This is a genomic window from Flavobacterium macrobrachii (assembly GCF_014486675.1).
GTDB lineage: Bacteria > Bacteroidota > Bacteroidia > Flavobacteriales > Flavobacteriaceae > Flavobacterium > Flavobacterium macrobrachii.
The window spans coordinates 1-26,250 of record NZ_JACTAC010000051.1; the positions used below are offsets into that span (position 1 = coordinate 1).

General features: G+C 33.0%; 24 protein-coding genes and 1 pseudogene. 19 read left to right on the plus strand and 6 right to left on the minus strand.

Features of this window, described 5'->3' with window-relative positions; all coding sequences use genetic code 11:
* Positions 1-183: 183 nt before the first annotated feature.
* The 10 genes from thrS to bla all read left to right on the plus strand — a co-directional run bounded on the left by thrS (position 184) and on the right by bla (position 12,595).
* Positions 184-2,130 carry a threonine--tRNA ligase gene (gene thrS, locus IAI56_RS11200; protein WP_187657963.1) on the plus strand — a complete coding sequence of 649 codons (1,947 nt, stop codon included), beginning with the start codon at positions 184-186 and terminating at the stop codon, positions 2,128-2,130.
* 76 nt (positions 2,131-2,206) lie between these two features.
* Positions 2,207-2,707 (plus strand): translation initiation factor IF-3, encoded by a 501-nt coding sequence (gene infC / locus IAI56_RS11205; RefSeq protein WP_288110596.1) that lies wholly within the window; start codon positions 2,207-2,209, stop codon positions 2,705-2,707.
* Between the two features lie 169 nt (positions 2,708-2,876).
* A complete protein-coding gene (rpmI, locus tag IAI56_RS11210) occupies positions 2,877-3,074 on the plus strand; it encodes a 50S ribosomal protein L35 (protein ID WP_187657964.1) in 198 nt (65 codons plus the stop codon).
* Positions 3,075-3,174: 100 nt separating this feature from the next.
* Positions 3,175-3,519, plus strand: coding sequence for a 50S ribosomal protein L20 (gene rplT / locus IAI56_RS11215; RefSeq protein WP_169522733.1), 345 nt, complete (start codon positions 3,175-3,177; stop codon positions 3,517-3,519).
* A gap of 157 nt (positions 3,520-3,676) precedes the next feature.
* Entirely contained in the window at positions 3,677-6,595 is a 2,919-nt protein-coding gene (locus IAI56_RS11220) for a M16 family metallopeptidase (protein ID WP_187657965.1), read from the plus strand.
* 148 nt (positions 6,596-6,743) lie between these two features.
* Entirely contained in the window at positions 6,744-7,295 is a 552-nt protein-coding gene (locus tag IAI56_RS16365; RefSeq protein ID WP_187657966.1) for a DnaJ domain-containing protein, read from the plus strand.
* A gap of 11 nt (positions 7,296-7,306) precedes the next feature.
* Positions 7,307-7,657 (plus strand): hypothetical protein, encoded by a 351-nt coding sequence (locus IAI56_RS11230; RefSeq protein WP_187657967.1) that lies wholly within the window; start codon positions 7,307-7,309, stop codon positions 7,655-7,657.
* Between the two features lie 252 nt (positions 7,658-7,909).
* Complete coding sequence (locus IAI56_RS11235; RefSeq protein ID WP_187657968.1) at positions 7,910-10,522, plus strand: zinc-dependent metalloprotease; 2,613 nt, start codon at positions 7,910-7,912, stop codon at positions 10,520-10,522.
* Positions 10,523-10,828: 306 nt separating this feature from the next.
* Positions 10,829-11,317, plus strand: coding sequence for a phospholipase D-like domain-containing protein (locus IAI56_RS11240; RefSeq protein ID WP_187657969.1), 489 nt, complete (start codon positions 10,829-10,831; stop codon positions 11,315-11,317).
* A gap of 516 nt (positions 11,318-11,833) precedes the next feature.
* Complete coding sequence (gene bla / locus IAI56_RS11245; protein ID WP_187657970.1) at positions 11,834-12,595, plus strand: subclass B1 metallo-beta-lactamase; 762 nt, start codon at positions 11,834-11,836, stop codon at positions 12,593-12,595.
* A gap of 1 nt (position 12,596) precedes the next feature.
* Here bla and IAI56_RS11250 read toward each other — a convergent pair whose 3' ends face one another.
* Both IAI56_RS11250 and IAI56_RS11255 read right to left on the minus strand, forming a co-directional pair.
* Positions 12,597-13,439 carry an isoaspartyl peptidase/L-asparaginase gene (locus IAI56_RS11250; RefSeq protein WP_187657971.1) on the minus strand — a complete coding sequence of 281 codons (843 nt, stop codon included), beginning with the start codon at positions 13,437-13,439 and terminating at the stop codon, positions 12,597-12,599.
* A gap of 69 nt (positions 13,440-13,508) precedes the next feature.
* Positions 13,509-14,381: a cyanophycinase gene (locus IAI56_RS11255; protein WP_187657972.1), complete on the minus strand. Its 873-nt coding sequence runs from the start codon at positions 14,379-14,381 to the stop codon at positions 13,509-13,511.
* A gap of 146 nt (positions 14,382-14,527) precedes the next feature.
* On the opposite strand from IAI56_RS11255, the gene rluF reads away from it, so the two are divergent.
* From rluF to IAI56_RS11285, 6 genes are read left to right on the plus strand one after another with little or no spacing between them, the layout of a single operon-like run.
* Positions 14,528-15,346, plus strand: a complete 819-nt coding sequence (rluF, locus tag IAI56_RS11260) for a 23S rRNA pseudouridine(2604) synthase RluF (protein WP_187657973.1) — start codon at positions 14,528-14,530, stop codon at positions 15,344-15,346.
* On the plus strand, positions 15,347-15,718 hold the full coding sequence (gene crcB, locus IAI56_RS11265; RefSeq protein ID WP_187657974.1) for a fluoride efflux transporter CrcB: 372 nt from the start codon (positions 15,347-15,349) through the stop codon (positions 15,716-15,718).
* Between the two features lie 60 nt (positions 15,719-15,778).
* Complete coding sequence (locus IAI56_RS11270; RefSeq protein WP_187657975.1) at positions 15,779-16,783, plus strand: DHH family phosphoesterase; 1,005 nt, start codon at positions 15,779-15,781, stop codon at positions 16,781-16,783.
* A gap of 1 nt (position 16,784) precedes the next feature.
* Positions 16,785-17,366 carry a gliding motility-associated peptidyl-prolyl isomerase GldI gene (gldI, locus tag IAI56_RS11275; protein WP_187657976.1) on the plus strand — a complete coding sequence of 194 codons (582 nt, stop codon included), beginning with the start codon at positions 16,785-16,787 and terminating at the stop codon, positions 17,364-17,366.
* Positions 17,359-18,498, plus strand: a complete 1,140-nt coding sequence (locus IAI56_RS11280) for a peptidylprolyl isomerase (protein ID WP_187657977.1) — start codon at positions 17,359-17,361, stop codon at positions 18,496-18,498. Before gldI ends, IAI56_RS11280 begins: the two co-directional genes overlap by 8 nt.
* 13 nt (positions 18,499-18,511) lie before the next feature.
* Positions 18,512-19,696 (plus strand): peptidylprolyl isomerase, encoded by a 1,185-nt coding sequence (locus tag IAI56_RS11285; protein WP_317192439.1) that lies wholly within the window; start codon positions 18,512-18,514, stop codon positions 19,694-19,696.
* Positions 19,697-19,816: 120 nt separating this feature from the next.
* Here the strand turns inward: IAI56_RS11285 and IAI56_RS16455 are convergent.
* Positions 19,817-19,981: pseudogene (locus tag IAI56_RS16455) on the minus strand (helix-turn-helix domain-containing protein); the annotation flags it as partial.
* 186 nt (positions 19,982-20,167) lie between these two features.
* Here IAI56_RS16455 and IAI56_RS11295 point away from each other — a divergent pair.
* The 3 genes from IAI56_RS11295 to hemN all read left to right on the plus strand — a co-directional run bounded on the left by IAI56_RS11295 (position 20,168) and on the right by hemN (position 23,378).
* The gene (locus IAI56_RS11295) at positions 20,168-21,259 is read left to right on the plus strand and encodes a hypothetical protein (protein ID WP_187657978.1); all 1,092 of its coding nucleotides are present in this window, start codon (positions 20,168-20,170) and stop codon (positions 21,257-21,259) included.
* Positions 21,260-21,270: 11 nt separating this feature from the next.
* A complete protein-coding gene (locus IAI56_RS11300; protein ID WP_187657979.1) occupies positions 21,271-21,861 on the plus strand; it encodes a hypothetical protein in 591 nt (196 codons plus the stop codon).
* Between the two features lie 155 nt (positions 21,862-22,016).
* A complete protein-coding gene (gene hemN / locus IAI56_RS11305; RefSeq protein WP_187657980.1) occupies positions 22,017-23,378 on the plus strand; it encodes an oxygen-independent coproporphyrinogen III oxidase in 1,362 nt (453 codons plus the stop codon).
* 1 nt (position 23,379) lies between these two features.
* Here hemN and IAI56_RS11310 read toward each other — a convergent pair whose 3' ends face one another.
* The 3 genes from IAI56_RS11310 to IAI56_RS16130 all read right to left on the minus strand — a co-directional run.
* Positions 23,380-24,558, minus strand: a complete 1,179-nt coding sequence (locus IAI56_RS11310; RefSeq protein WP_187657981.1) for an AIR synthase related protein — start codon at positions 24,556-24,558, stop codon at positions 23,380-23,382.
* A 159-nt stretch (positions 24,559-24,717) separates the two neighbouring features.
* Complete coding sequence (locus tag IAI56_RS11315; protein ID WP_187657982.1) at positions 24,718-25,734, minus strand: carboxypeptidase-like regulatory domain-containing protein; 1,017 nt, start codon at positions 25,732-25,734, stop codon at positions 24,718-24,720.
* A 20-nt stretch (positions 25,735-25,754) separates the two neighbouring features.
* Positions 25,755-26,250: hypothetical protein (locus IAI56_RS16130; RefSeq protein ID WP_222941006.1), on the minus strand; the 496-nt coding region annotated here is incomplete at its 5' end.

Below are 26,250 nucleotides of genomic sequence, written 5' to 3' on the forward strand. Positions count from 1 at the left end.
AAATTTATAATTTTATAACTTAATTTTTAAGAAACATGATTATAAGATAAAAATTTCTAAATCATATAATCCAGAAGTTTTACTCTAGATAATTAACTTGTATGTATTGTATGTGTTTTTTTAATCTTATATATTTGTACCCCATTCTGAAGTTTTGGAATTGGACTTAAAAATTTATAAATAATGATAAAGATTACTCTACCTGACGGTTCGATTAAGGAGTTTGCAAAAAATACTACTCCGATGGATGTTGCAAAAAGCATCAGTGAAGGATTAGCTCGAAATGTAATTTCAGCAGCTTTTAATGGTACAACTATTGAGACATCAACCGAATTGACGACCGACGGTTCTCTTATATTATATACATGGAATGATAAAGAAGGTAAAAAAGCTTTTTGGCATTCTACTTCGCACGTGATGGCACAGGTTTTGGAAGAACAATTTCCTGGAATTAAATTAACTCTTGGTCCAGCAATTGATAATGGTTTTTATTATGATGTAGATTTTGGTGATACTAAAATTACGGATGCTGATTTTAAGAAAATTGAAGACCGAGTTTTAGAAGTTTCGAGAGAAAAGCATGAGTTTAAAATGCGTCCAGTTTCTAAAGCTGAAGCTTTAGCCATATATAAAGACAACGAATATAAGACGGAATTGATTTCAAATCTAGAAGACGGAACGATAACGTTTTGTGACCATTCTAACTTTTTTGACCTCTGTCGTGGTGGACATATTCCGAATACAGGAATCATCAAGGCTATGAAAATAATGAGCGTTGCTGGTGCTTATTGGCGCGGTGACGAAAAAAACAAACAGTTAACACGTGTCTATGGTATTTCTTTTCCTAAACAAAAAGATTTGACTGACTATTTAGAATTATTAGAAGAAGCAAAACGTCGTGACCATAGAAAACTTGGAAAAGAACTTGAACTGTTTGCGTTTTCTCAAAAAGTTGGACAAGGTTTACCGTTATGGCTACCAAAAGGTGCAGCTTTAAGAGATAGATTAGAGCAATTTTTAAAAAAAGCTCAAAAGAAAGCCGGCTATGAACAAGTAGTTACACCACATATTGGTCAGAAAGAACTTTATGTAACTTCTGGACATTATGCAAAATATGGTGCTGATAGTTTTCAACCAATTCACACACCTGCAGAAGGCGAAGAGTTTTTATTAAAACCAATGAATTGTCCGCATCACTGCGAAATCTACAACACAAAACCTTGGTCTTACAAAGATTTACCAAAGCGATATGCTGAATTTGGAACGGTTTACCGATACGAACAATCGGGAGAATTGCATGGATTGACACGCGTACGTGGATTTACTCAGGACGATGCTCACATTTTTTGTACTCCGGATCAATTAGACAGTGAATTCAAAAAAGTAATTGACCTTGTATTATATGTATTCGGTTCATTAGGATTTGAAAATTTCACAGCGCAAGTTTCAGTTCGTGATTTAGAAAATCCAGATAAATATATAGGTAACGTTGAAAACTGGGAAAAAGCAGAAAATGCAATTATTAGTGCAGCACGTGATAAAGGATTAAACTATGTTATTGAAAGTGGCGAAGCTGCTTTTTATGGTCCAAAATTGGATTTCATGGTAAAAGATGCTCTAGGCAGAAGCTGGCAATTAGGAACAATTCAGGTGGATTATAATTTACCAGAACGTTTTGAATTAACTTATAAAGGTGCCGATGACAAATTACACCGACCAATTATGATTCACCGTGCGCCATTTGGTTCAATGGAACGCTTTATCGCTATTTTACTGGAACATACAGCTGGAAATTTCCCACTTTGGTTGATGCCAGAGCAAGCTATTATCTTGTCTTTGAGTGAGAAATATGAAAATTATGCTAAAAAAGTTTTAGAATTGCTAGAAAATCACGAAATTCGCGCCCTAATTGACAACCGTAACGAAACGATTGGTAAAAAAATCAGAGATGCGGAAGTTCAAAAAATGCCGTTTATGCTGATTGTTGGCGAGGAAGAAGCAAATAACGGAACGATTTCTGTTCGTCGTCACGGACAAGAAGGAAAAGGTAATATTACAGTAACAATTGATGAATTTGCTAAAATTGTTAACGAAGAAATTACCAAAACATTAAAAACATTTGAAGTTTAACTAAAATAATATAGCCATAGCAATTAGAAACAACAGAGGTTATCAACCTCGAGTAGAAAAAACAGCAGCGCATAGAATTAATGAATTAATTCGTGGTGTTTCTGAAGTACGTTTAGTAGGTGAAAACATTGAACCAGGAGTTTTCAAATTCACTGAAGCTTTGCGTTTAGCAACTGAATTGGAAGTAGATTTAGTAGAAATCTCTCCAAACGCTGATCCGCCAGTTTGTAAATTGATGGATTATGGAAAATTCATTTATCAACAAAAGAAACGTGATAAAGAGTTAAAGGCTAAATCTACTCAAATCACTGTTAAAGAGATTCGTTTTGGACCTCAAACCGATGAGCACGATTATGAATTTAAAAGAAAGAATGCTGAAAAATTCCTAAAAGAAGGTTCTAAATTGAAAGCGTTTGTGTTTTTTAAAGGTCGTTCTATCATCTATAAAGAACAAGGACAAATCTTATTGTTGCGTTTGGCACAGGATTTAGAAGAATTTGGTAAAGTTGAAGCTATGCCAGTTCTTGAAGGTAAGAGAATGATTATGTTCATTGCTCCAAAGAAAAAAGGTAAATAATTTCTAGTTAAGAAAATGGTTTACTGTTTATCCCGAAGTTTCGGGACCGATTGAAACGAAAATCCTCGAAGAGATTGTAGTGAAAAGCGGGAATGACAATAAAAAGTAAGCGAATTGTGTCGCTTAAAAAAAAGTAAGTAAGTTGAATCACAAATAAATTTGGGAAATTATGCCTAAAATGAAAACAAAATCTAGTGCTAAGAAACGTTTTAAAGTTACTGGCTCTGGAAAAATTAAAAGAAAACACGCTTTTAAAAGTCACATTTTGACTAAAAAGTCTAAAAAACGTAAATTAGCGTTAACACACTCTGCTTTGGTTCACAAAACAGATATGAAGAGTGTAAAAGAACAATTAAGAATTATCTAATAGTTCTTTAGGTTTAAAAATTATTTAATAACCTTGGAGTATGGCTTTAAGTTCCTTTGATTAAATTCAGGACGCCTGCTACAAAAAAAACAGAAAAATTATGCCAAGATCAGTAAATTCAGTTGCTAAAAGAGCAAGAAGAAAAAAGATAATGAAGCAAGCCAAAGGTTTCTTTGGTCGTCGTAAAAACGTTTGGACAGTTGCTAAAAACGCAGTTGAAAAAGCTATGCTTTATGCATACCGCGATAGAAAGCAAAACAAAAGAAACTTCCGTGCATTATGGATTCAACGTATTAACGCTGGAGCTAGATTGGAAGGAATGAGTTATTCTCAATTCATGGGATTAGTTAAGAAAAACGGTATCGAATTGAACCGTAAAGTATTAGCTGATTTAGCAATGAATCACCCAGAAGCTTTTAAAGCTGTTGTGAATAAAGTAAAATAAACGTTTGTACAACCTCGATTTTAACTTACTTATATAGAAAAGCCCAACTTTTAGTTGGGCTTTTTTATGGATAAAACTCTCAGCAATAGTCTATTTTTAACATTTTTTTTGATTAAGGAGTTTATAGTTTCTCTATTTTTGAAACAAACTTATATACATGAAAAAAATACTATTAACCGGTTGTTTAATTCTCTCATTAACAACAGTCATGGCACAAAATTCTTCCACAGAAAAAAAGACTGACAAACAAGGTTACAGTTACGAAACGGTAAAAAACGATAAAACCGGAACTCGTATTTATACCCTAAAAAACGGATTGAAAGTTTATCTAGCTCAAAATACAGATGAGCCAAGAATTCAAACTTATATTCCTGTAAGAACAGGTTCAAACAACGATCCAGCCGACAATACTGGTTTAGCTCACTACCTTGAACACATGGTATTTAAAGGTACAAGTAAAATTGGAACTCAAAATTGGGAAGTTGAGAAAAAACTAATTGCTCAAATTTCTGATTTATACGAACAACACAAAGCAGAAACCAATCCTGAAAAGAAAGCCGCTATTTATAAACAAATTGACGAAGTATCGCAAGAAGCCTCTAAATATTCGGTTGCAAATGAATATGATAAATTGATTTCATCGTTAGGGGCAAAAGGAACCAATGCGCACACTTGGCTAAATGAAACTGTATACAAAAATAATATTCCTTCAACTGAGTTGGAAAAATGGATGGTAATTGAAAAAGAGCGTTTTTCGGAACTGGTCTTACGACTTTTCCATACAGAATTAGAAGCAGTTTATGAAGAATTCAATCGTGCACAAGACAATGATGGTCGCTTACTGAATTATGAATTAATGGATGCATTATTTCCTCTTACACCATATGGTCAACAAACTACAATTGGAAAGTCTGAACATTTGAAAAACCCTTCAATGGTTGCTATTCACAACTATTTCAACACTTATTATGTACCAAATAATATGGCAGTTGTACTAGTTGGTGATTTAGATTTTGATAAAACTATTAAAATGGTTGATCAATATTTTGGAACATTCAAATATAAAGAATTACCAAATAAAAGTACTGTTGATGAAAAACCAATGACAACAATAGTTGAAAGAGAAGTAAAAAGTCCAACTGCTGAAAGATTAATGATGGCTTGGAGAACTGCTGGCGCTGGAACAAAAGAAACTCGTTTAGCAACTATAATTGCCGAAATTCTTTCTAATCAAGGAGATGTAGGTCTAATTGACACCAATATAAATCAAAAACAATCAGCACTTGGCGCTGGAGCATATACTTCAACTTTCAATGATTATGGATATTTTGGAATGAGTATATCTGTGAAAGAAGGACAAACATTGGAAGAAGGCAAAAGTCTTTTGTTAACAGAAGTTAATAAAATCAAAAAAGGCGACTTTGACGAATGGATGATAAAAGCCATCATCAATAACATGAAATTAGATGAAATGAAAAACTTCGAATCAGCTGATGGTTTAGCAACGACTATGTATGGTGCATTTATTCAAGGTAGAAGTTGGAACGAAGTTGTTTCTGAAATTGATGAATATTCAAAAATTACAAAAGAAGATGTAGTAAAATTTGCTAACGAATTCTTCAAAGATAACTTTGTAATTGTTTACAAAAGAAAAGGTGTAAACGATAAATTAGTTCGTGTTTCTAACCCAAAAATAACTCCGGTTCAATTAAACAGAGACTCACAATCACAATTTTATAAAGATTTTCAAAATCTAAAATCGGCTGATTTAGCACCTGTTTTTGTTGATTTCAAAAAAGAAATTCAAACTAAAAAAGTTAAAAATACTACTGTTAGTTTCATCAAAAACACAACCAATTCAATTGCTCGTTTGAACTACATCTTCAACATGGGTTCAGACCACGACAAAAAATTAGCGTTAGCTGTTGGAATGCTTGATTATTTTGGAACTGATAAACAAAGTGCTGAACTAATCAAAAAAGAATTCTACAAAATTGGAATTTCGTATTCTGTAAATGTTGGAACTGAATTGAGCTACATCACACTTTCTGGTTTAGAAAACAACCTTCCAAAAGGTATCGAACTACTTGAAAATTTTATCAAAAACGTAAAACCAGATCAAGAAGTTTACAATACTCAAGTGGAAACTATTTTAAACAATCGTGCCAATGCTAAAAAGCGTAAAGAAAGCATTATGAATGCATTAACCAATTACGCTAAGTTTGGAAAAGAATCTCGTTTCCGCGATATTCTCTCAGAGAAACAATTGAAAGAAATGAATGTTGCAGAATTAACTAACCTTATCAAAGGTGTAAACGATTACCAACACGAAATTTTCTTCTATGGAAATGACCTAAACCCAATTGTGGCTAGTTTAGAAAAACACCATAACATGGCAGCTAACAAAGCTATCCCAACGCCAAAAAAATATGCAGAACCAGTAACGACAAACAAAGTTTATTTTGCAAATTATGACATGGTTCAAGCCGAAATGACCAGAGTTGCCAAAGGAGAAAAATACAATCCTGCAATTGCTGGAACTGTAAATGTTTTCAACGCCTATTTTGGTTCAGGATTATCATCAATCGTTTTCCAAGAAATTAGAGAATCGAAGTCATTGGCTTATTCAGCAAGAGCATTTTATGGAATGGCAATCGATAAAAATCTAAGTGATTATATGCAAGTTTCAATTGGAACACAAGCAAACAAACTACCAGAAGCAGTTGATGCTATCAATACATTATTATCTGAAATGCCAAAAATTGAAAAGCAATTTGATAACGCAAAAGAATCTAGTTTGAAACAAATGGCTTCCAGCAGAATTATCAAAGCCAATATCTATTTCAACCAATTAAATTTGAAAAAATTAGGAATCGACTACGATATTAGAAAAGACATTTACAAAAGTATTCAAGGTTTAACCCTAAAAACTACTGACGATTTCTTTAACAAAGAAGTAAAAACCAAAAAATACAATACAGCTATTATTGGTAAAAAAGAAAGCTTAGACTTTGAAGCACTTAAAAAATTAGGTCAAATTGAAGAAGTAACTTTAGACGAAATCTTTAATTACTAATTAAATTTTCCCTTTTTTATACTAAAACCTCTCGATATTGTTGAGAGGTTTTTTGCTTTACATAAAATTTAGATTAAAAGACTTTTGTATATTTGAGTGTTAAAAGTAATTTTGCCCGAATCAAAACGAATTCAATAACTCAACATAAATGAAAAATTACTATAAAACGTTAGGACTAAATAAAAATGCTACAATCGAAGAAATTAAAAAAGCGTATAGAAAATTAGCATTTGTATATCATCCAGACCATAATAAATCTGAAAACGCAAGTTTTTATTTTAGGGAAATTACCGAAGCATATGAAATACTAAAAGATAGTGAAAAAAGAAAAATTTATGATGAGATTTTTTTAGGTAATAATTCTAAACAAGTGGAAGAAAGAATGAACAATTGGCAAAATCAAGCAAAGAAAAAAGCAACAGAATATTCCGAAATGGATTATGACGCTTTCAAAAACAACTTAATGAATGAATTAGCATTAGTTGCAAAACATAGCGGAAATTTCGGTTGCTTAATATTTATTATTTTTGGTTTTCTACTTTCATTTTATATGCTAATCAAATCATTAATTGAAAAAAACGAAACTTTGGTTGGAGGAATGATTTTAAACATTGTTGTTTACTCAATTCTTGTAATTTGGTTATATCCAAAGTTCACACAAAATTATAAAAATGACAGAAAAAACATAAAAAAACGATAAAACATTACTTTATGCAATTACATGAAATTAGAAAACAAATTATACATCAATTACAATATGATGTTGAAATCTGGAATGACATACTATCAAATACAAATCCTGGAAATTATGGAGTAAATGATTGGGAAGTCGAAATCAATGAAGCAAAATTATATGTTGACATTCCAAAAAATGAGTTTAATTTTAATAATAGTAGATTTTCAGCAAATTTAATTATGGGAGCATCAAAAGGAGATACAAGTTTTGATATACCATATAACAAATTAGTTAGTGGAAAAGGAACTTTTGAATTCGCAAATAATCAAGAAGTAAAAATAACAGAAGTTGAAATCGAAATCGATAAAGACGTGTTTAATGATTAAAAAACTATTGCTAACAGCAGTAACTGTTCCACAACCTCTCAAAAAAATAAAAATTTATACTATTTATAAAAAGCAACCTCTTTAGAAGCAATTTTAAAGAGGTTTATTTTTTTAGTTAAAGTTCAAAGTTCCAAAATTTGAACAACTAAAAAAAAGACTTTCCCTTATACTTGACATACCAAATTATATTGTATTTTAGACAAATTTTATATTTAACACCAAACCTTTCATCAATCTATTAAATTTTAATTTATGAACAAAATTAGACTTACGTTCATGCTTTCTCTTGGAGTTCTTTTGTGCACAGGTTTGTCTCAAGCGCAAGACAAGTCAGAACGAAAAAAGAAGAACAAAAAAGAAATCGCTGCTGCTGCAAAAGCAGACTCTATCAAAAAAGCAAAACCTGCTAAACCAACAATCGCTGAGAAAATAAAATCCAGCAAAAAATCGGAAGGTTTGTTTACCATTTACCAAGACACAGTAACGGGTAGCATTCAACTTTTTGTCAAAAAAGACCAATTGGGTAAAGAATTTATCTACCAAAGTTACTCAATGAATGGACCAACAACTTTGGGTTTAAATCAAAGTATGCACAGATCAACCAACATCATTAACATCAATAAAGCAAATGATAAAATTGAATTTGGTATTGTAAACACCAATTTTTATTATGACAAAAACAACGCTGTGAGCAAAACCGCTGGAACCGATATTTCGGAAGCCATTTTCTTAGCCGAAAAAGTAGTAGCCGAAGATAGCAATGGTTATCTAATTGCTGCCGACGGTTTATTTCTTAGCGAAAAAATGGATCCTGTAAAACCAATTATGCCACCAGGAATTCCACCTGGAGCCGTTTTCAATTTAGGAAATTTCAATGCTGCAAAATCAAAATACCACAGCATTCGCTCCTATCCAAACAATACTGATGTTTTAGTTGATTTGGCGTATGACAATCCAGCTCCGTTAAATGGCGGTGGCGATGACATTACTGACGCACGTTATGTTCGTGTTCGTATCCAACATACTTTTCTTGAAATGCCTAAAAACGATTTCAGAGCAAGAAGAGATGATCCGCGCGTTGGTTATTTTGGACAAACGGTAAACGACCAAACCAGCATGAAAGCAACGCCTTATAAAGATATTATCCACAGATGGTATTTGACCAAAAAAGATCCAGGTGCTTTTTTAAGCGAACCTGTGGAACCAATCGTTTGGTGGGTTGAAAACACAACGCCAGTAGAATATCGTCAAACCGTTGTTGAAGCTGGAAATAAATGGAACGAAGCGTTTGAAAAAGCTGGTTTCAAAAATGCAGTTGTTATGAAAATCCAACCAGATGATGCCGATTGGGATGCTGGCGATGTTCGCTACAACGTAATTCGTTGGGTTGCTTCGGCTTATCCTACTTATGGTGCCATTGGACCAAGTTTTGCAAATCCAAGAACAGGACAAATTTTAGGTTCTGATATCACAATCGAATGGGCTTCGGGAAGTAGTTCTCCATCTTTGGATGAATTATATTCTGTAAAAAATTCAGGTGATTCTGAACACCTAAACCATTATTTCCACAAAGACGGAAGTGCTTGTACAATGGCTAGCGAACTTAAAAATCAGTTCATCATGGGAACAACTTTGGCAGAAGCTTTTGGTGAAAATCCAGAAACTTTGAAAGAAGTTCACAAGGAATTTTTATACTATTTAGTATTGCATGAAATGGGACATACTTTAGGGTTAAACCACAACATGAAATCGAGCCAAATGTTAGCTCCAGCCGAATTACACAACAAAGCCATCACCGAAAAAGTTGGTCTTATTGGTTCAGTAATGGATTATCCTGCCATAAATCTTTCTTTAGACAGAAGCAAACAAGGAAATTATTACACTGTAAAACCTGGACCATATGACCTTTGGGCAATTGAATATGGTTACAGAGAATTTGATGAAAAATCAGAAGAAGCTGAATTGACAAAAATCTTAAGCCGAAGCACAGAACCAGCTTTAGCTTTTGGAAACGATGCCGACGATATGAGATCACCAGGAAAAGCAATCGATCCACGCGTGATGATTAATGATTTAAGTAGTGATGCAATTGGAAATGCGGAAGAAAGATTTCAATTGGTTAACAATGTTATGGCTAAATTGAAAACTAAATACAGCAAAGAAGGTCAAAGTTATGCCGAACTAAGAGCGCGTTTTTCAAACCTAAACAATCAAAGAAGAAACATGGCAGCAGTAGTTAGCCGTTATGTTGGTGGTGTAATGGTAGACAGAAGTTTCGTTGGTCAAAACACAACCGAAAAACCGTTTACACCTGTTTCAAAAGCACAACAAAAAAGAGCTATTGAAGTGTTGAACAAATACGTTTTTGCTCCAAATGCCTACAGCGTTGATGCACCATTGTATCCTTATTTACAATTACAAAGACGTGGTTTTAACTTCTTCTCTTCTACCGAAGATCCAAAATTAGACGATATTTATCAATCTATTCAAACCGATGCAACGCTTGGACATATTCTTCACCCAACAACGTTACAAAGAGTTTCTAACACAAGTTTATATGGAAATAGCTATACCGTTGCCGAAATCATGACCGATTTAACCAATGGAATTTTCAGAGCCGATTTAATAGGTAAAGTAAACATGCAACGCCAATACCTACAAACTTATTTTGTAAAAGAAGTTGCAAAAATTGCCGACATCAACGATACTAGAAATCGTCATGACGATATTGCAAAAGCTGCCGCACGTCAAACCTTAAAGAAAATTAAACTGATGCTTAGTACAGCTTCTTCATTAGACGAAAGCACAAAAGCACACCGAAATTACATTTCCTTTTTAATTGAAAATGCATTAACGATTAAATAATAAATTTTCAATCTTTATAACAAAACCTCTCGACATTGTTGAGAGGTTTTTTGTTTTAGTAGGTTAATTTGATAGCTATAAACATTTATAAAAAACAATTATTGAGATGGTTTAACGAATGTTATTTGACAAATTAAAACACTTTCGTATATTTTATTATTAGCAGTCATTTTATGAGAACACACTTCTTAAAACCAGGCGATAATAATTTAATAATAAAGAGGTTATCAAATTTATTTTTAGAAGATTCTGACTTACATATTGCTGTCGCATATTTTAATAGCGAATACTTTGCTGAATTAATAATTGAACGAGCAAAAAAAAAAACAAAAAACCTTATTGATATTAAATACATCTGACTTAATAAGACCAAAAGAAGCTGGTAAATCTGAAATCGTCATTAGTAAAGCGCTTATTAAAATATTAAAGCATGAAGGAAATTATATTTATTGCAAATCACTAGGTTTAAAAGTACGTGGGAATTATCAAAATATGCATCATAAATTTATATTTACTCAAAATAAATTATTTTTTGGTTCATTAAATTTAACTGATGCTGAAATCAATAGAAATTTTGAATCTCTTATTGAAACAGAAAATAATTTTCTTATAAAAAAATTTCATTCTGAATTTGGCAAATTATGGAATATTGGTTCAGAACTTTATAGTGATAGAGATGGAAAATTACGAAGTATAATGTGTCCAAAATGCGAAAATAGTAATGGTGTTGATTTTGAAAGCTTTGGTCCAATCTGTCATATGTGTGGCTATAATTTTTTGTTGACTAAAAAATAAAAACACCGCTAGTTCAAGTATCTTGCTCGTATCAACAAAAAAACAACTAAAACATATCATTCTTTAGCAGAAGGTTTTCATTCTTTAGCAACTCATTTGTATCCTTTAGCAGAAGGTTTTCACCCTTTAGCAACTCATATATATCCTTTAGCAGAAGGTTATCACACTTTAGTAACTCATTTATATCTTTTAGTAAAAAGTTTTTACGCTTTAGCAACTCATTTATAACCTTTAGTAGAAGGTTTTCACCCTTTAGCAATTCATTTATAACCTTTAGTAGAAGGTTTTCACCCTTTAGCAATTCATTTATATCTTTTAGCAAAAGGCTTTTACGCTTTAGCAACTCATTTATATCTTTTAGCAGAACGTTTTTACGCTTTAGCAACTAATTTCAAACCTTTAGAAACTGTAAACTCTGTTAATTCAAATTTACTACATTCAACATCAACAAACTTTTCTAATAAAACATGAATTTTAGTAACATTTTGTACTTTTTAAAATTTGAATTTCCAAAAAATGAAAACCACTCAAAAACTTCTACTTTTCTTTTCAATTACTTTATTTTTCATCAACTGTAGTTCTAAGAAAAGTAACGTATTTCAACCCAAAGAAGTTTACCAATCTAAAGATTTAATCATTACTCAAGTTTCACAAAACGCATTTGTGCATACATCGTTTTTGCAAACTCAAGATTTTGGAAATGTGCCTTGCAATGGTTTGATTGTGAGCAATAACAACGAAGCTATCGTTTTTGATACACCAACCAATACTAAAACTTCCGAAGAATTAATTAAATGGATAACCGAAACGCAACAATCCAAAATTAACGCAGTTATTCCAACCCATTTTCACAACGATTGCTTAGGTGGTTTAACTATTTTTCACAGCAAAAACATTCCATCCTATGCCAATTTTAAAACGATAGAATTCGCAAAAAACAATAACGAAACCTTACCTCAAAACAGTTTTAACGATTCGCTGGTTTTAAACGTTGGTACTGAAAAAATCATCGCCAAATTTTTCGGCGAAGGTCATACCAAAGATAACATTGTCGGTTATTTTCCGAGTGAAAATGTTCTTTTTGGTGGTTGTTTGATTAAAGAATTAAAAACCACAAAAGGTTATTTAGGCGATGCAAATACAGCCGAATGGTCAAAAACTGTAGAAAAAATCAAAAAGGAATATCCTAACCTAAAAATCGTAGTTCCAGGTCATGGCGAAACTGGAAACCAAAAATTATTGGATTACACTATTCAGTTATTTAAAACTAAAAACTAATCTAATTAAAAACTTCTTCTTTTTCTCCATCAAAACTGGCAAAAACCATACTTGGATGCGAGTCTTGATGGAAGATATTTCCGTTTTTATCAATCGCAATTGCGCCTGCGAAACCGTCAAAGGGTTTTAGCTCAGCAAAGGTTTTTTCAAATGCTTGTTCTAACGAAAATCCATCGGTTACACGAGTTACAATTTTTGCAGCAACTGCACCGCTAACAATGTCTTCTCCAACACCAGTTAAACTTACGCCACAAAACTCATTACAATAATTTCCAGCAACTGTAGCCGAATCAGAAACTCGACCAACAATTTCAAAACCTTTTCCACCAGTGGAAGTTGCCACAGCAATTCTTCCTTCGTTATCCAAAGCCACACAACCAACGGTTCCAGTTCCAGTTGAAGCTAATTTGGCTTCATATTCTTTTCTTCTTTGAGGAATTTCAGTCGAAAATTTATCAAAACCATGCTTTCTAGCAAAATCGGTTGCTCCTTCTCCACTGAGAATTCGGTCATCAACAGTCATCAAAACTTCCGCAACTTGAATAGGATTTTTTACTTCTTCAATATTAATCACACCGCTCATTTTCATCGTAGTAGAATCCATCAAAGACGCACTCATCCTGATTTTTCCATCACTTTGAATCTGAGAACCAATTCCAGCATTGAACAATTCATCGTCTTCCAAAAGTGATGTTGCAAAAACTACTGTTTCTACAGCCGAATGGGTTTTCATATAGTCATACGAATCTTTCACAATACGAAGTAACGCTTGTTGTTTTGCAACTTTAGTTTCATGATTAGTTGATGATTCCGAGAAAAATCCGCCGTGGATGATTATTTTCATTTAAATATTAGATATCAAATATGAGATTTTAGATATTTAAAATTTTATATCTAAAATCTAATATTAAAATTAAACGTATTGTGAAGAGTGAATTGTCATTTTAAAAGTATCCAAATCAAATCGGTCATGATTGCTCATAACGTGCGTTACCAAATGGTTGATTGAAATCGGCTGACCTAATTCTACTTGTGTCAAATTAGTATCTTTTACTTCTCTTCCATCTACTAAAATTACTAATCCAGAACCAATCGCTTCCATTTGACGGCCATTTGTAATCAACAAACCTGTATCTTCTCCAAGTCCAATTCCAAGTACTTTTGGGTTACCAACAACCGCTTGAAACAAACGACCAATTCGCCCGCGTTGCACAAAATGCGTATCAATAACCACATCGTCAATCAATCCTAAACCAGACGTAATTTTTACTTCACCTTTCAACAATGCTTCACTACTACTTCCTTGATAAATCATACTATTAGAAGCAGCTGCTGCACCAGCCGAAGTTCCAGCATACACAAAATCTTCGTTACGATATTTAGAAATTAAAATTTCATCAAATGGCGTTCCACCAAGAATTGAAGTCAATCGAAGTTGATCACCACCAGTAAACATTACTACATCTGCCGATTTCAATCGATCAAGAATTTCAGTTTCACTGGCTTGTTCTCTTCTTTCAATATGAAGAACATCAACATTTTCAGCACCTAAATAGCGAAATGCTTTTACATATTCTGGTCCAATTTCTCTTGGAATTTTGGAAGCAGTGGTAATGACTTCAATTCGAGATTGTTCTTTATTTTTAGACTCTTTAATTATCCGCTTTAAAATACCTTCTTCGAAGAAATTTAAATTCTTTGAAGCATTTTTGTCTAAATCAGTTTCGGTGAAACTACCTTTATCAACAGCACCACCAATTATTATAAGTTTTCCTTGTATATTCATGTGGGTAAAAATAACAAAAACTTACTATTTACAAATCTTTTTTCTGTTTTTTGAAACGAACTTATCAACGAACTTATGAAAAATTTTATGCTCAAAAATAGTATCTTTGCCATCAAGACTAAATAAAAGTAGCATTCTCGAAATAAATGGAAATCAATCAAACTCGAATTAACAAATTTCTTTCCGAAACAGGTTATTGTTCTCGCCGTGAAGCCGATAAACTATTGGAACAAGGACGAATTACCATAAATGGTGTTGTTCCAGAACTGGGAACCAAAGTTTCAGTTGAAGATGAAATTCGTGTAGACGGAAAATTAATTCGTGAAAAAAACGAAAAACCAATCTATTTAGCATTCAATAAACCTGTTGGAATTGAATGTACAACCAATCAAAATGTTCGTGATAATATTGTGGATTACATCAATTATCCAAAACGTATTTTTCCAATTGGTCGATTGGACAAAGCCAGTGAAGGTTTAATTTTTATGACCGATGATGGCGATATTGTTAACAAAATTCTTCGTGCGCGAAACAATCACGAAAAAGAATACATCGTAACGGTAAATCGTCCAATAACCGATAGATTTATTGAGAGAATGGGAAATGGAATTCCGATTCTTGATACGGTAACCAAAAAATGCAAAGTAGAACAAATCAGTAAATTTGTTTTTAAAATCATCTTGACGCAAGGTTTAAACCGTCAAATTCGCAGAATGTGTGAATATCTTGGCTATGAAGTTACCGCTTTAAAACGCATCCGAATTATCAATATTTCACTCGATGTTCACGTTGGTCGTTACCGCGATTTAACCGATGACGAAATCAAACAACTCAATAAACTGATTGAACCTTCCAGTAAAACCGAAGAAGCGAGTTTTTCAAAAGTCAAAGTCAATGGCAATAACAAATTCAATGACAGTAGCAAAAACAAGTTCAAAATCAACAAAAACAATCCAAAAAAATAAATGCTAAAAACCATTTTATATATTGCTTTTGGTGGAGCTATTGGTAGTGTTTTGCGGTTTTTAACATCGCTTTTTGTGGCAAAATTTTGGCAAAATAATTTTCCGTTAGCTACTTTTTTAACCAATATTGTAGGTTGTTTTCTAATTGGAATATTCATTGGTTATTTAGAGAAAAATAATTTAACCGACAGTAATTTGAAATGGTTTTTAATCACCGGATTTTGTGGAGGATTTACAACTTTTTCGGCATTTGGACTAGAAAACATTAACCTTTTTCAAAGCAATAATTCCTTTTTGGCATTTGCTTACATTGCTTCGAGCATTATTGCTGGCCTTTTTGCCGTTTGGCTCGGATTATTTTTATCCAAATAAGCAATAAAAAACTGCTAAAATCTATAAAATCTGTATTCAATTTTTGTATTTTCGCCATCTATGAAAAACGATGACATTTTAGCCATAAAAGAGTTATTGGCTACACCAAAAAAAATTGTAATTATTCCTCATCGAAGTCCTGATGGTGACGCAATGGGTTCAACATTAGCTTTGTATCATTTTCTACTAAAAGAAAATCATCAAGCTGTTGTAATTGCACCAAACGATTTCCCTAATTTTTTAGCTTGGCTACCAAGTTCTGAAACCGTTTTGATTTTTGAAAACGATAAAGAAAATTGTATCAAAATAATTCAAGAAGCCGAAATTGTTTTTACACTAGATTTTAATGCTTTACACCGAACTGGAGAAATGGAACATGTGCTAAACAAAGTTACCGCTCCAATGATAATGATTGACCATCATCAAAAACCCGATTCGTATGCAACTTATACTTATTCGGATACCGTTTTTGGTTCAACTTGTGAAATGGTATATAATTTCATTTCGTATTTGGGCAAAAAAGAGGCAATCGACAAAACTATTGCCACTTGTATTTACACCGGAATTACTACCGATTCGGGTTCGTTTCGTTTTCCTTCAACAACCAGTACAACACATCGAATTGTTGCTGATTTAATTGACATTGGCATCAATAATAGTGAAATTCACAATTTATTATTCGATAATAATTCATACAATCGTTTACAACTTTTAGGACGAGCTTTGCAAAACATGAAAGTTTTTCCGGAATTGAAAACGTCTTATATTTCGCTTTCTCAAAAAGAATTGGACGAATTTCACTATGAAAAAGGCGATACCGAAGGTATTGTAAATTATGGATTAACGATTAAAGGAATAGAATTTGCAGCTATTTTTATTGAACATCGCGATGAAAATATCATCAAAATTTCGTTCCGTTCTCAAGGTGATTTTGATGTTAATCAATTTGCTCGTGACCATTTTAACGGCGGCGGACATATCAATGCTGCTGGAGGAAAATCGTATGAAAGCTTAAAGAAAACCATCGAAAAATTTGAAAAAATTATTTCAGAAACAAAACAGTAGAATGAAAAAAACATCCAAAATAACATTAGTTGCTCTGCTTTTAGTAACGTTGGCAAGTTGCAAACAACAACAAGCTCGCATGCCAGTTTCTCGTTCATCGGGAACTTTTATGAAAGAATCGATTATTCGTAATAAAAAATTGGTTGCAGGTGAAGAAGCAAAAATTGATTCTATCATCAAAAGTAATCCAAAAATAAAATACTATGCTTCCAAAAAAGGATATTGGTATAGTTATGACATTAGAAACGAAAAAGATACACTTCGCCCAAGAAAAGGTGACATTGCTTTTTTTGATTATGAAATAAAAGATTTGAAAGGTAATGTAGTTTACTCAGAAGTAGAATTGCGTCCTCAGGTTTATGCCGTTGACAAACAAAACATCATGATGGGTTTGCGCGATGGTATTAAATTGATGCGTAAAAACGAAAAAGTAACATTTCTTTTTCCATCCAACATGGGATTTGGTTATCATGGTGATGAGAAAAAAATTGGTACCAACGAACCCTTAATTTGTACTGTAACCTTAAACGATTTTAAACCCGAAAACAAACAAACTCCAGTAAATATCATCAAAAATGAATAGAATTATTGTATGCCTATTGCTTGCTTTATCCATTACAATCACATCGTGTAAAGACGAACATCAAGATTTAAAAGACGGAATCTATGCCGAACTAGAAACCTCACAAGGCAATATTCTTCTCGAATTAAACTACAAAAAAACACCAATTACGGTTGCTAATTTTATCACATTAGCCGAAGGAAAAAATACTTTTGCCTCTGAAGAATGCAAAGGAAAGAGAATTTTTGACGAAATTAAATTCCACCGAGTTATATCAAAATCAAATGGCGATGCTGAAGATTTTATGATACAAACTGGTGATCCGCTTGGAACTGGTGCTGGCGATGCTGGTTATACTTTTGTTGATGAAATAACCGATTTAAGACACGACAAACCTGGAATTTTATCCATGGCAAATTCTGGCCCTGGAACTAATAGTTGTCAATTTTTTGTAACAATTGTTCCTACGCCTTGGCTAGACGGAAAACATACTGTTTTTGGTGAAATTGTAAATCCAGAAAGTCAAGAAATTGTGAATTCTATTACCCAAAATGATATGTTGCACAAAGTAACCATAATCAGAAAAGGCGAAGACGCAAAGAAATTTGATGCCGTAAAAGTATTTAGTAATTACTTCAAAAAAGAAGCTGAAAACCGCAAAAAGCAACAAGAATTATCAGATGCTGAAAAGCGTAAAAAACTAGAGAAATTCAAACCTGCAATTGATAAAAAGTTAAGCTATTTTGCTCAAGTAAAAGAAAAAGCAATCAGTACTTCATCGGGATTAAAATTTACCGTAATCCATAAATCAAAAGGAGAAAAACCAAAAAATGGAGAAACCATAAGTATTGATTATGCAGGTTTTCTAGAAGATGGAACACTTTTTGATACCAGCAATCCAGAAGTGGCAAAAACCTTTGGAACTTTTGATGAACAACGTGCTATGCAAAACGGATACAGCTTATTGCCTTATCAAATTGGTTCAAAAAATCTAATTCCAGGTTTTATTGAAGCGGTAAATAAATTAAATTTTGGCGATAAAGCAGTTTTGTTTATTCCGTCAAAATTGGCTTATGGCGAACAAGGTGCAGGAAATGTTATTCCACCAAATGCCAACATCATATTTGAAATTGAAATTAAAGACAAAAAATAAAATAATTATGAAAATAAAAAACAACATTCTTTTTTTATTCCTTTTAGGAATGACAACCGTTGTAGCACAAACGGCTAAAAAGCCAGTAGCTGCAAAACCACAAACTACAAATGCAAACGAAGGTGTTTTTGCCGAAATTGAAACTTCCAAAGGTAAAATTGTAATTGCTTTAGAATACAAAAAAACTCCTATTACTGTAGCTAATTTCGTTTCGCTAGCCGAAGGAACAAATACTGAAGTAAAAGACGAAAAATTAAAAGGTAAACCTTTTTACAACGGATTAAAATTCCACAGAGTGATTGCCGATTTCATGATACAAGGTGGCGATCCAGCTGGAAATGGTTCTGGCGGACCAGGTTATGCTTTTAAAGATGAAATTGTTGCCGATTTAAAACACAACAGTGGCGGAATTTTATCGATGGCAAATTCTGGACCAAAAACCAATGGTTCGCAATTTTTCATTACACATAAAGAAACGCCTTGGTTAGACGGAAAACACACTGTTTTTGGTCATGTAACTTCTGGAATGGATGTGGTAAATGCTATCAAACAAGACGATTTGATTAACAAAATTACCATTGTAAGAAAAGGTGCTGAAGCTAAGAAATTTGATGCTGCAAAAATCTTTACAGATTACATGGCAAACAAAGCTAATGAAGACAAAAAAGAAGCCGAACTAGCTGCCGAAAACAAAAGAAAAGCCGAAGAAGCTGAAGCGGCTAAAAAAGCGGAATATGCTGCAAAATATGCACCCGTTATAGCTGCAAAAGTAAAACAGTTAAACGAAGTTAAAGCTACATCTACTGAAACTGCAACCGGTTTAAAATATAAAATCATCCAAAACGGAACAGGAAAGAAACCAGCTGACGGAACAAACGTTTTAATTCACTATGCAGGTTATCTTGAAGACGGAAGCTTGTTTGACAGCAGTTATGAAGTAGTAGCAAAAGAATACGGAAAATTTGATGAAAACCGTGCAAAAGCAAATGGATATCAACCTTTTCCTTTCCAATATGGAAACAAAAGCGGATTAATTCCAGGTTTTATTGAAGCATTAAGTTTTATGAATTATGGTGATAAAATTGTAGCTTTCATTCCTTCAAAATTAGGTTATGGTGAACGCGGAGCTGGAAATGTAATTCCGCCAAATGCTAACATCGTTTTTGAAATTGAACTGATTGAAGCACCAACAAAATAATTTTCTCAAAAAAAACTTCAAAGTTCCGTTATCGAAAGGTAACGGAACTTTTTTTATGGTATTGATAAATAAGTTTGGTTATTTATATATCAAATTATGATGTTTTAAAATGAACTTATTTTAATTATTTTTAAATTTTTCAAATTCTAAAACTATACTTGAAAGTTTTTCATCAAAAGCTTTCGCCAAACCATCCAACCAATAAAGAGTAGGACTTATTTCTCCTCGCTCTAATCTTGAAATATTTTGAAAATTATTGTTTAGTTTGTCTGCAAGTTCACTTTGCGACCATTTTTTTCAATTCTTTTTTGCTTGATAAATTCCCCGAAAATTTTATTGAAGTGGTTCTTATCCATACTTCAAAGGGATAACTTTACTTAAAAAACAAACTAACCGTAAATGGTTATATTTTAAATATTTTTATATATTTGTAGATTGACCTAAAAGTCAAAAAATATAAATTTTAATTAAATGAAAACAAAATTATCTATTACACTTTCCTTGCTATTTAATCTTTGTGGTTTTTCACAAAATTTAGTGATAAGTAAACTAAATTCCGAAAGAACACCTACTTTACTAACTCTAGATTCTAATACAGGTCAAATATTAAGTAATGCAGATTACATAACAAATTTTGATGACAATTTACCTGAATCAATAACTTTTAATTCTCAAACTAATGAAATAGTTGTATTAGATAGACTTTTTCAGAGTAAAATAGTATTTAAAAATATTATTACAAACAATGAAACTTCTATTCCACTTTCTGGAGATTACGAATATCAAGGAGTAATTACAGCTGACAATAGATTATTCGTAACTTCAGATAATATCCTTCAGGAAATAAATCGGTCTAATGGTAATGTGATAGAATCTTATCCTATTAATTTGAATGGTGGTTGGAATGGTATTTTAACCTATTCAAATACAACAAAAGACATATATGTTTTAGGAGTTAACGGCGTCATCTTTAAATTTGACATCATTACCAATGAAGTAACATCTTTGGTTTTACCTATTATTCAAAATGGGCTTGGAGGTTATTTAGATATTGTTTTTGCTCAAAACAGACTTTTTGTAATTAGAACAACAATAGCTGATGGTTATTCATTACTCGAAATTGACACAGAAAATGCATCAATAATAAATACTTATGATTATATCACACCAATAAATATTACAAATCCTCAATGGGATTTGACATTTCTTGCAGATACACAAGAAATTTGTGCAATTATTGCAGGGTATCAAATGCCACAAGTTGGAATTTATGAATATAAAGCTAAAGTAATTAAATATAATTTAAATACAAACGTAGAAAATTCATTTGACTTGCCTACATTATATAGTAATCCATCTTATAACGGTTCTTATGGAGGACAAATTGTTTCTACAAGTACAGAAGAAAATCTTTCGTTACCTGAGTTTAATCAAGAAGATGGAGCGAAAGTAATAAAAGCATATAATCTTCTCGGACAGGAAATTCCTATTGAAACTTATAATCAAATTATTATTTTGAAATATGATAATGGAAACCATAAAAAAGTATATATTCGAAAATAAAATAACAGATTATGAGTAATAATATTGAGTTAATAGAAATAGATGAAATTATCACTTCTCAACTAGAACTTATTGATGATAAATTAAGCAAAATAGAATTTGAAGAAATATGTGAATTTAAATTAAACGATATTAATTCTGAAACAACTATTCTTAATGAATTAGATTATAGAGGAATATATCTTATTGAAATAAAAAGAGATACATTACAAGACTATACAGAATGGATAGATTTATTTACTAAAAAATTCAGAGGAATTGAAGGAGATGAAAAAAAGTTTTTACACAAATTCACTCCTAACGTAATTGAAAAAAGAAAATATAAACATAAAGAAAAAAACGAAGAATGGATTCCTTTTTACATTGGAAAAAGTAAAAAAATAAGAAGTAGAGTAAAAATTCATCTTTTCTCCACTTTAGGAAAACCTCCTTTTGCTCTAAAATTAAAAGAACGAAATATTGACGGAATAAATGTGCTTGGTGATGAAACTTTTAAGTTAAAAACCATTAAAGTCGTTGATATAAAAAATTACGACGTTATAGTAACGCATCTTGAAAAGCAATTACGAAAAAAGCATAATCCGATAGTAGGAAAACAATAAATGCTCCATAATATAATTCCCCTAAATTTTGAAATTGAAATAGTAAAAGTTCCGTTATCGAAAAATAACGGAACTTTTTTTATGGTATCAATATGACAATTATCATTTTATTACAAGTTACATCAAACTACTTTTGACCTATAATTTTGATTGCTATGTCAACTTCATTGATACAAAAATACAACGTTCCTGGTCCAAGATACACCAGTTATCCAACAGTTCCATATTGGAACGACGAAACATTTTCATCAAAAGAATGGAAAAATACATTTGTAAAATCGTTTTCAGAAAGTAATCTATCCGAAGGAATTAGCTTGTATATTCATTTACCTTTTTGCGAATCGCTGTGCACTTTTTGTGGTTGTCATAAACGAATTACCAAACGCCACGAAGTAGAACATCCATACATTGATGCCGTTCTGAAAGAATGGAATTTGTATTGTGCTATTTTTCCAAATAAACCTAAGATTAAAGAAATCCATCTTGGCGGCGGAACACCAACTTTCTTTTCACCCGAAAATCTAGAGCGACTTATCAATGGAATTTTAGCAAAAGCGGATTTAGCCGATGGTTATGAGTTCAGTTTTGAAGGACATCCAAACAATACAACGCGAGAACATCTGCAAAAATTATTCGATTTAGGTTTTCGCCGAGTGAGTTTTGGTGTTCAAGATTATAGTCCAAAGGTGCAAGAAGCCATTCATCGAGTGCAATCGTTTCATAATGTGGCAAAAGTCACTTTTTGGGCAAGAGAAATTGGCTATACTTCTATTTCTCATGATTTGATTTATGGTTTACCGTTCCAAACCTTAGAAGATGTTGTGGATACGATTGAAAAAACAAAATCGCTTTCGCCAGATAGACTGGCATTTTATAGTTATGCTCATGTTCCGTGGATAAAAGGCAATGGTCAGCGCGGTTTTAAAGACGAAGATGTTCCAAAGGACGAAGAAAAAAGAAAACTCTACGAAATAGGCAAACAGCTTTTAGCATTCAAAGGATACAAAGAAATTGGCATGGATCATTTTGCTTTGAGAACCGACAGTTTATACCATTCGTTTAAACAAAATAAACTCCATCGCAACTTTATGGGATATTCATCGTCAAAAACTCAGTTGATGATTGGTCTTGGTGTTTCATCCATCAGTGATAGTTGGTATGGTTTTGCTCAAAACGAAAAGACTTTGGAAGACTATTACACTCGATTAGACAATAATGAAATACCGGTTTTTAAAGGACATATTCTAACCGATGAAGATTTGATTATTCGCAAACACATCTTGAATTTAATGTGCCATCTAAAAACCGATTGGTCATCAGGATTGTATTTTGAACAGTTAGCCGAAGTATTGTTTTCTTTAGAAGAAATGCTTCATGACGAGCTAATCGAAATAACCGATACTTCATTAAAAATCACCGAAAAAGGAAAACCATTTGTTCGAAACGTTTGCATGGCTTTTGATTTACGATTGAGAGAAAATCAGCCGCAGCGCCAATTGTTTTCAATGACGATTTAGATTAATACTCAAACACGCCAAACTCACTTTCAATAGTGAGTTTTTTGTGGGTAGAAGCTTCTACTCTACCTACAATTTGTGCCTCAACACCAAATGATTTTGAGATACTAATAATATCATCGGCTACTTCTTTTGGAACATACAACTCCATGCGGTGACCACAGTTAAACACTTGATACATTTCTTTCCAGTCCGTTTTAGATTGCTCTTGTATCAGTTTGAACAATGGCGGAATTGGAAATAAATTATCTTTAATCACATGAACATTATCCACAAAATGTAACACTTTCGTTTGCGCTCCGCCAGAACAGTGCACCATTCCGTGAATATCGTTTGGAGAATATTTATCTAATATCGATTTGATTATTGGAGCATAAGTTCTTGTAGGCGATAAAACTAACTTTCCGGCATCAATTGGAGAATCTTCTACCGCATCGGTTAATTTTACCGTGCCAGAATACACTAAATCAGAAGGAACAGCAGCATCAAAACTTTCGGGGAATTTCTGTGCTAACTCATTGACAAAAACATCGTGCCTAGCCGAGGTCAACCCGTTGCTTCCCATTCCGCCGTTGTAACCTTTTTCATAAGTAGCTTGACCATAAGAAGCCAATCCTACAATAACATCGCCTGCTTGAATGTTAGCGTTATCAATTACATTGCTGCGCTTCATTCTTGCCGTAACTGTTGAATCCACTATGATAGTTCTCACTAAATCGCCTACATCGGCAGTTTCACCACCTGTAGAATGTATCGTAACACCAAAGTTTTTCAACTCCTCTATCAATTCTTCCGTTCCGTTGATAATAGCAGAGATAACCTCGGCCGGAATAAGATTTTTATTTCTTCCAATAGTGGATGAAAGCAATATATTATCTGTGGCGCCTACACACAGCAGATCGTCTATGTTCATGATTAACGCATCTTGAGCAATACCTTTCCAAACCGAGAGGTCGCCTGTTTCTTTCCAGTACATATAGGCTAAAGACGATTTTGTCCCGGCACCATCAGCATGCATAATCAAGCAATAATCGTCATCATTAGTTAAATAATCGGGAACAATTTTGCAAAAAGCTTTTGGAAATAAACCTTTATCAATGTTTTTTATAGCGTTGTGAACATCTTCTTTGGATGCCGATACGCCGCGTTGACTGTAGCGTTGACTGTTATCAGAACTCATCGTGTAGTGTTGTGTGTTGTTGTGTTGCAAATATAGTTCTATTGTATCAATTGAACAATCTCTAGCCGGTATTCTTTATTGCTATAGCGCAACATTCCTTTTTGTTGGGTTGTAAAAAAAGCCAGTTCGCCGCTTGTTGCTTACTATTTATAGAACATACTACTCTTCTATGCCATAATTGGTAGGCAACAAATCGCCAACGCGCTTATTGCTCATATCGCCTTCAAAAAGAATTTGATTTACATTAGAATGTATCCCATAAGCATCAATGTTAAAAGTAGGAGTTAAAAACGTTATGCCCGAAGTTTTACTACTCTCAAAAGAAACTTGATAAAACGAATAAAACTTAGGTTGCTCCAGGTTATTCTTAGATACTATTTGAATGGGATTATTGATAAGCTTTACCTCCTTTAATCCTTCACTATCCTTTATTTGAAAATTATCTTTAACCGAAGCTGCTTTTTTACGCTTAACCAAAAGAAATTTGTTCTCTGCCAGTTTATTACTCACCAAACTTCTAAAGAAATGGAGCACCGAACCTCTATAGGACTTCATTCGCTCTTTTACCACATCGGCTGTGCTGGCTGTTTCTTTAAAACGAGAAACACCCGTAAAAAGTATTCTATAGGTATCAATCGATTTAATACTCAATGTTTTAAACTCGACTATAAAATCGCTAATTTCATAAGTAACTTCATAGCCCAAAACAGGATTTTGTATCACGAGTGGTTGGTCTGACGAGGCTTTGAAGACTTTATACTGTTCGTCGTATTCAAAATCGAGTGCGTCCTCGTTTAGAATTACTGCCTTTCTACCCGCTTTAGTATCGCCTAGGAATTGCTCTCTAAACAGTTTGAGCATTTCCTTTCTAGTAAAGCGGTTCTTTTTGATAACCACCTCTTTTAGTGAGTTAGTAGAAGGCACCATCTTTACCTCTATGTCTTTATCTGTAGTAAAAGCACTGATAGTAACGGTTTGATAGCCAATATAGCTAACCACCAAATTTGAATTGACCTTAGAAAGCACTGGCAGTTGAAAAAAACCATCTTCGCCCGATATAGTGCTGATAGAGGTACCATCAAGAAATATAGTAGCGCCATAGAGTGGCTGATTTTTCTCGTCATATACTTTGCCCTTTACCGCTTGAGCCGCTGCTATAGTAGAGCAACCTAACAAGATGAACATTAATAAATTTTTCAACATAGTACTGGATTTATCGTAGCAAGATACTGTTTTTTTTGGAAGTTAATAGATTGGGGTTTGTAGTTTACCGATGGTGGTTGATGGTTGAAAACCATTTTAAAGGTTGTTGGAGGATTTGGAGCGGAAAGACGAAAGAAGCAAGAGGAAAGAAGCAAGAAGCAAGAGGAAAGAGGATTGGACGGAGAGGTTGTCGGAGGATGCTGAACGGAATGTAAACGAGACGGAATGGTTGACATACGAGTTGGAACAGTCAGCATACGAATCTGAGAGGTCGCCAGATTGACATTTAATGTCGTTGAATTCGCATTTAAGGTCGTTGAATTCGCATTTAATTTCGTTGAATTGACATCTAATGTCGTTGAATTCGCATTTAACGTCGTTGAATTGGCATCGTTGGTCGTTGAATTCGCATTTGATGTCGTTGAATTCGCATTTGATGTCGTTGAATTCGCATTTAATGTCCCCAGATTGACATTTAAGGTCGCCAGA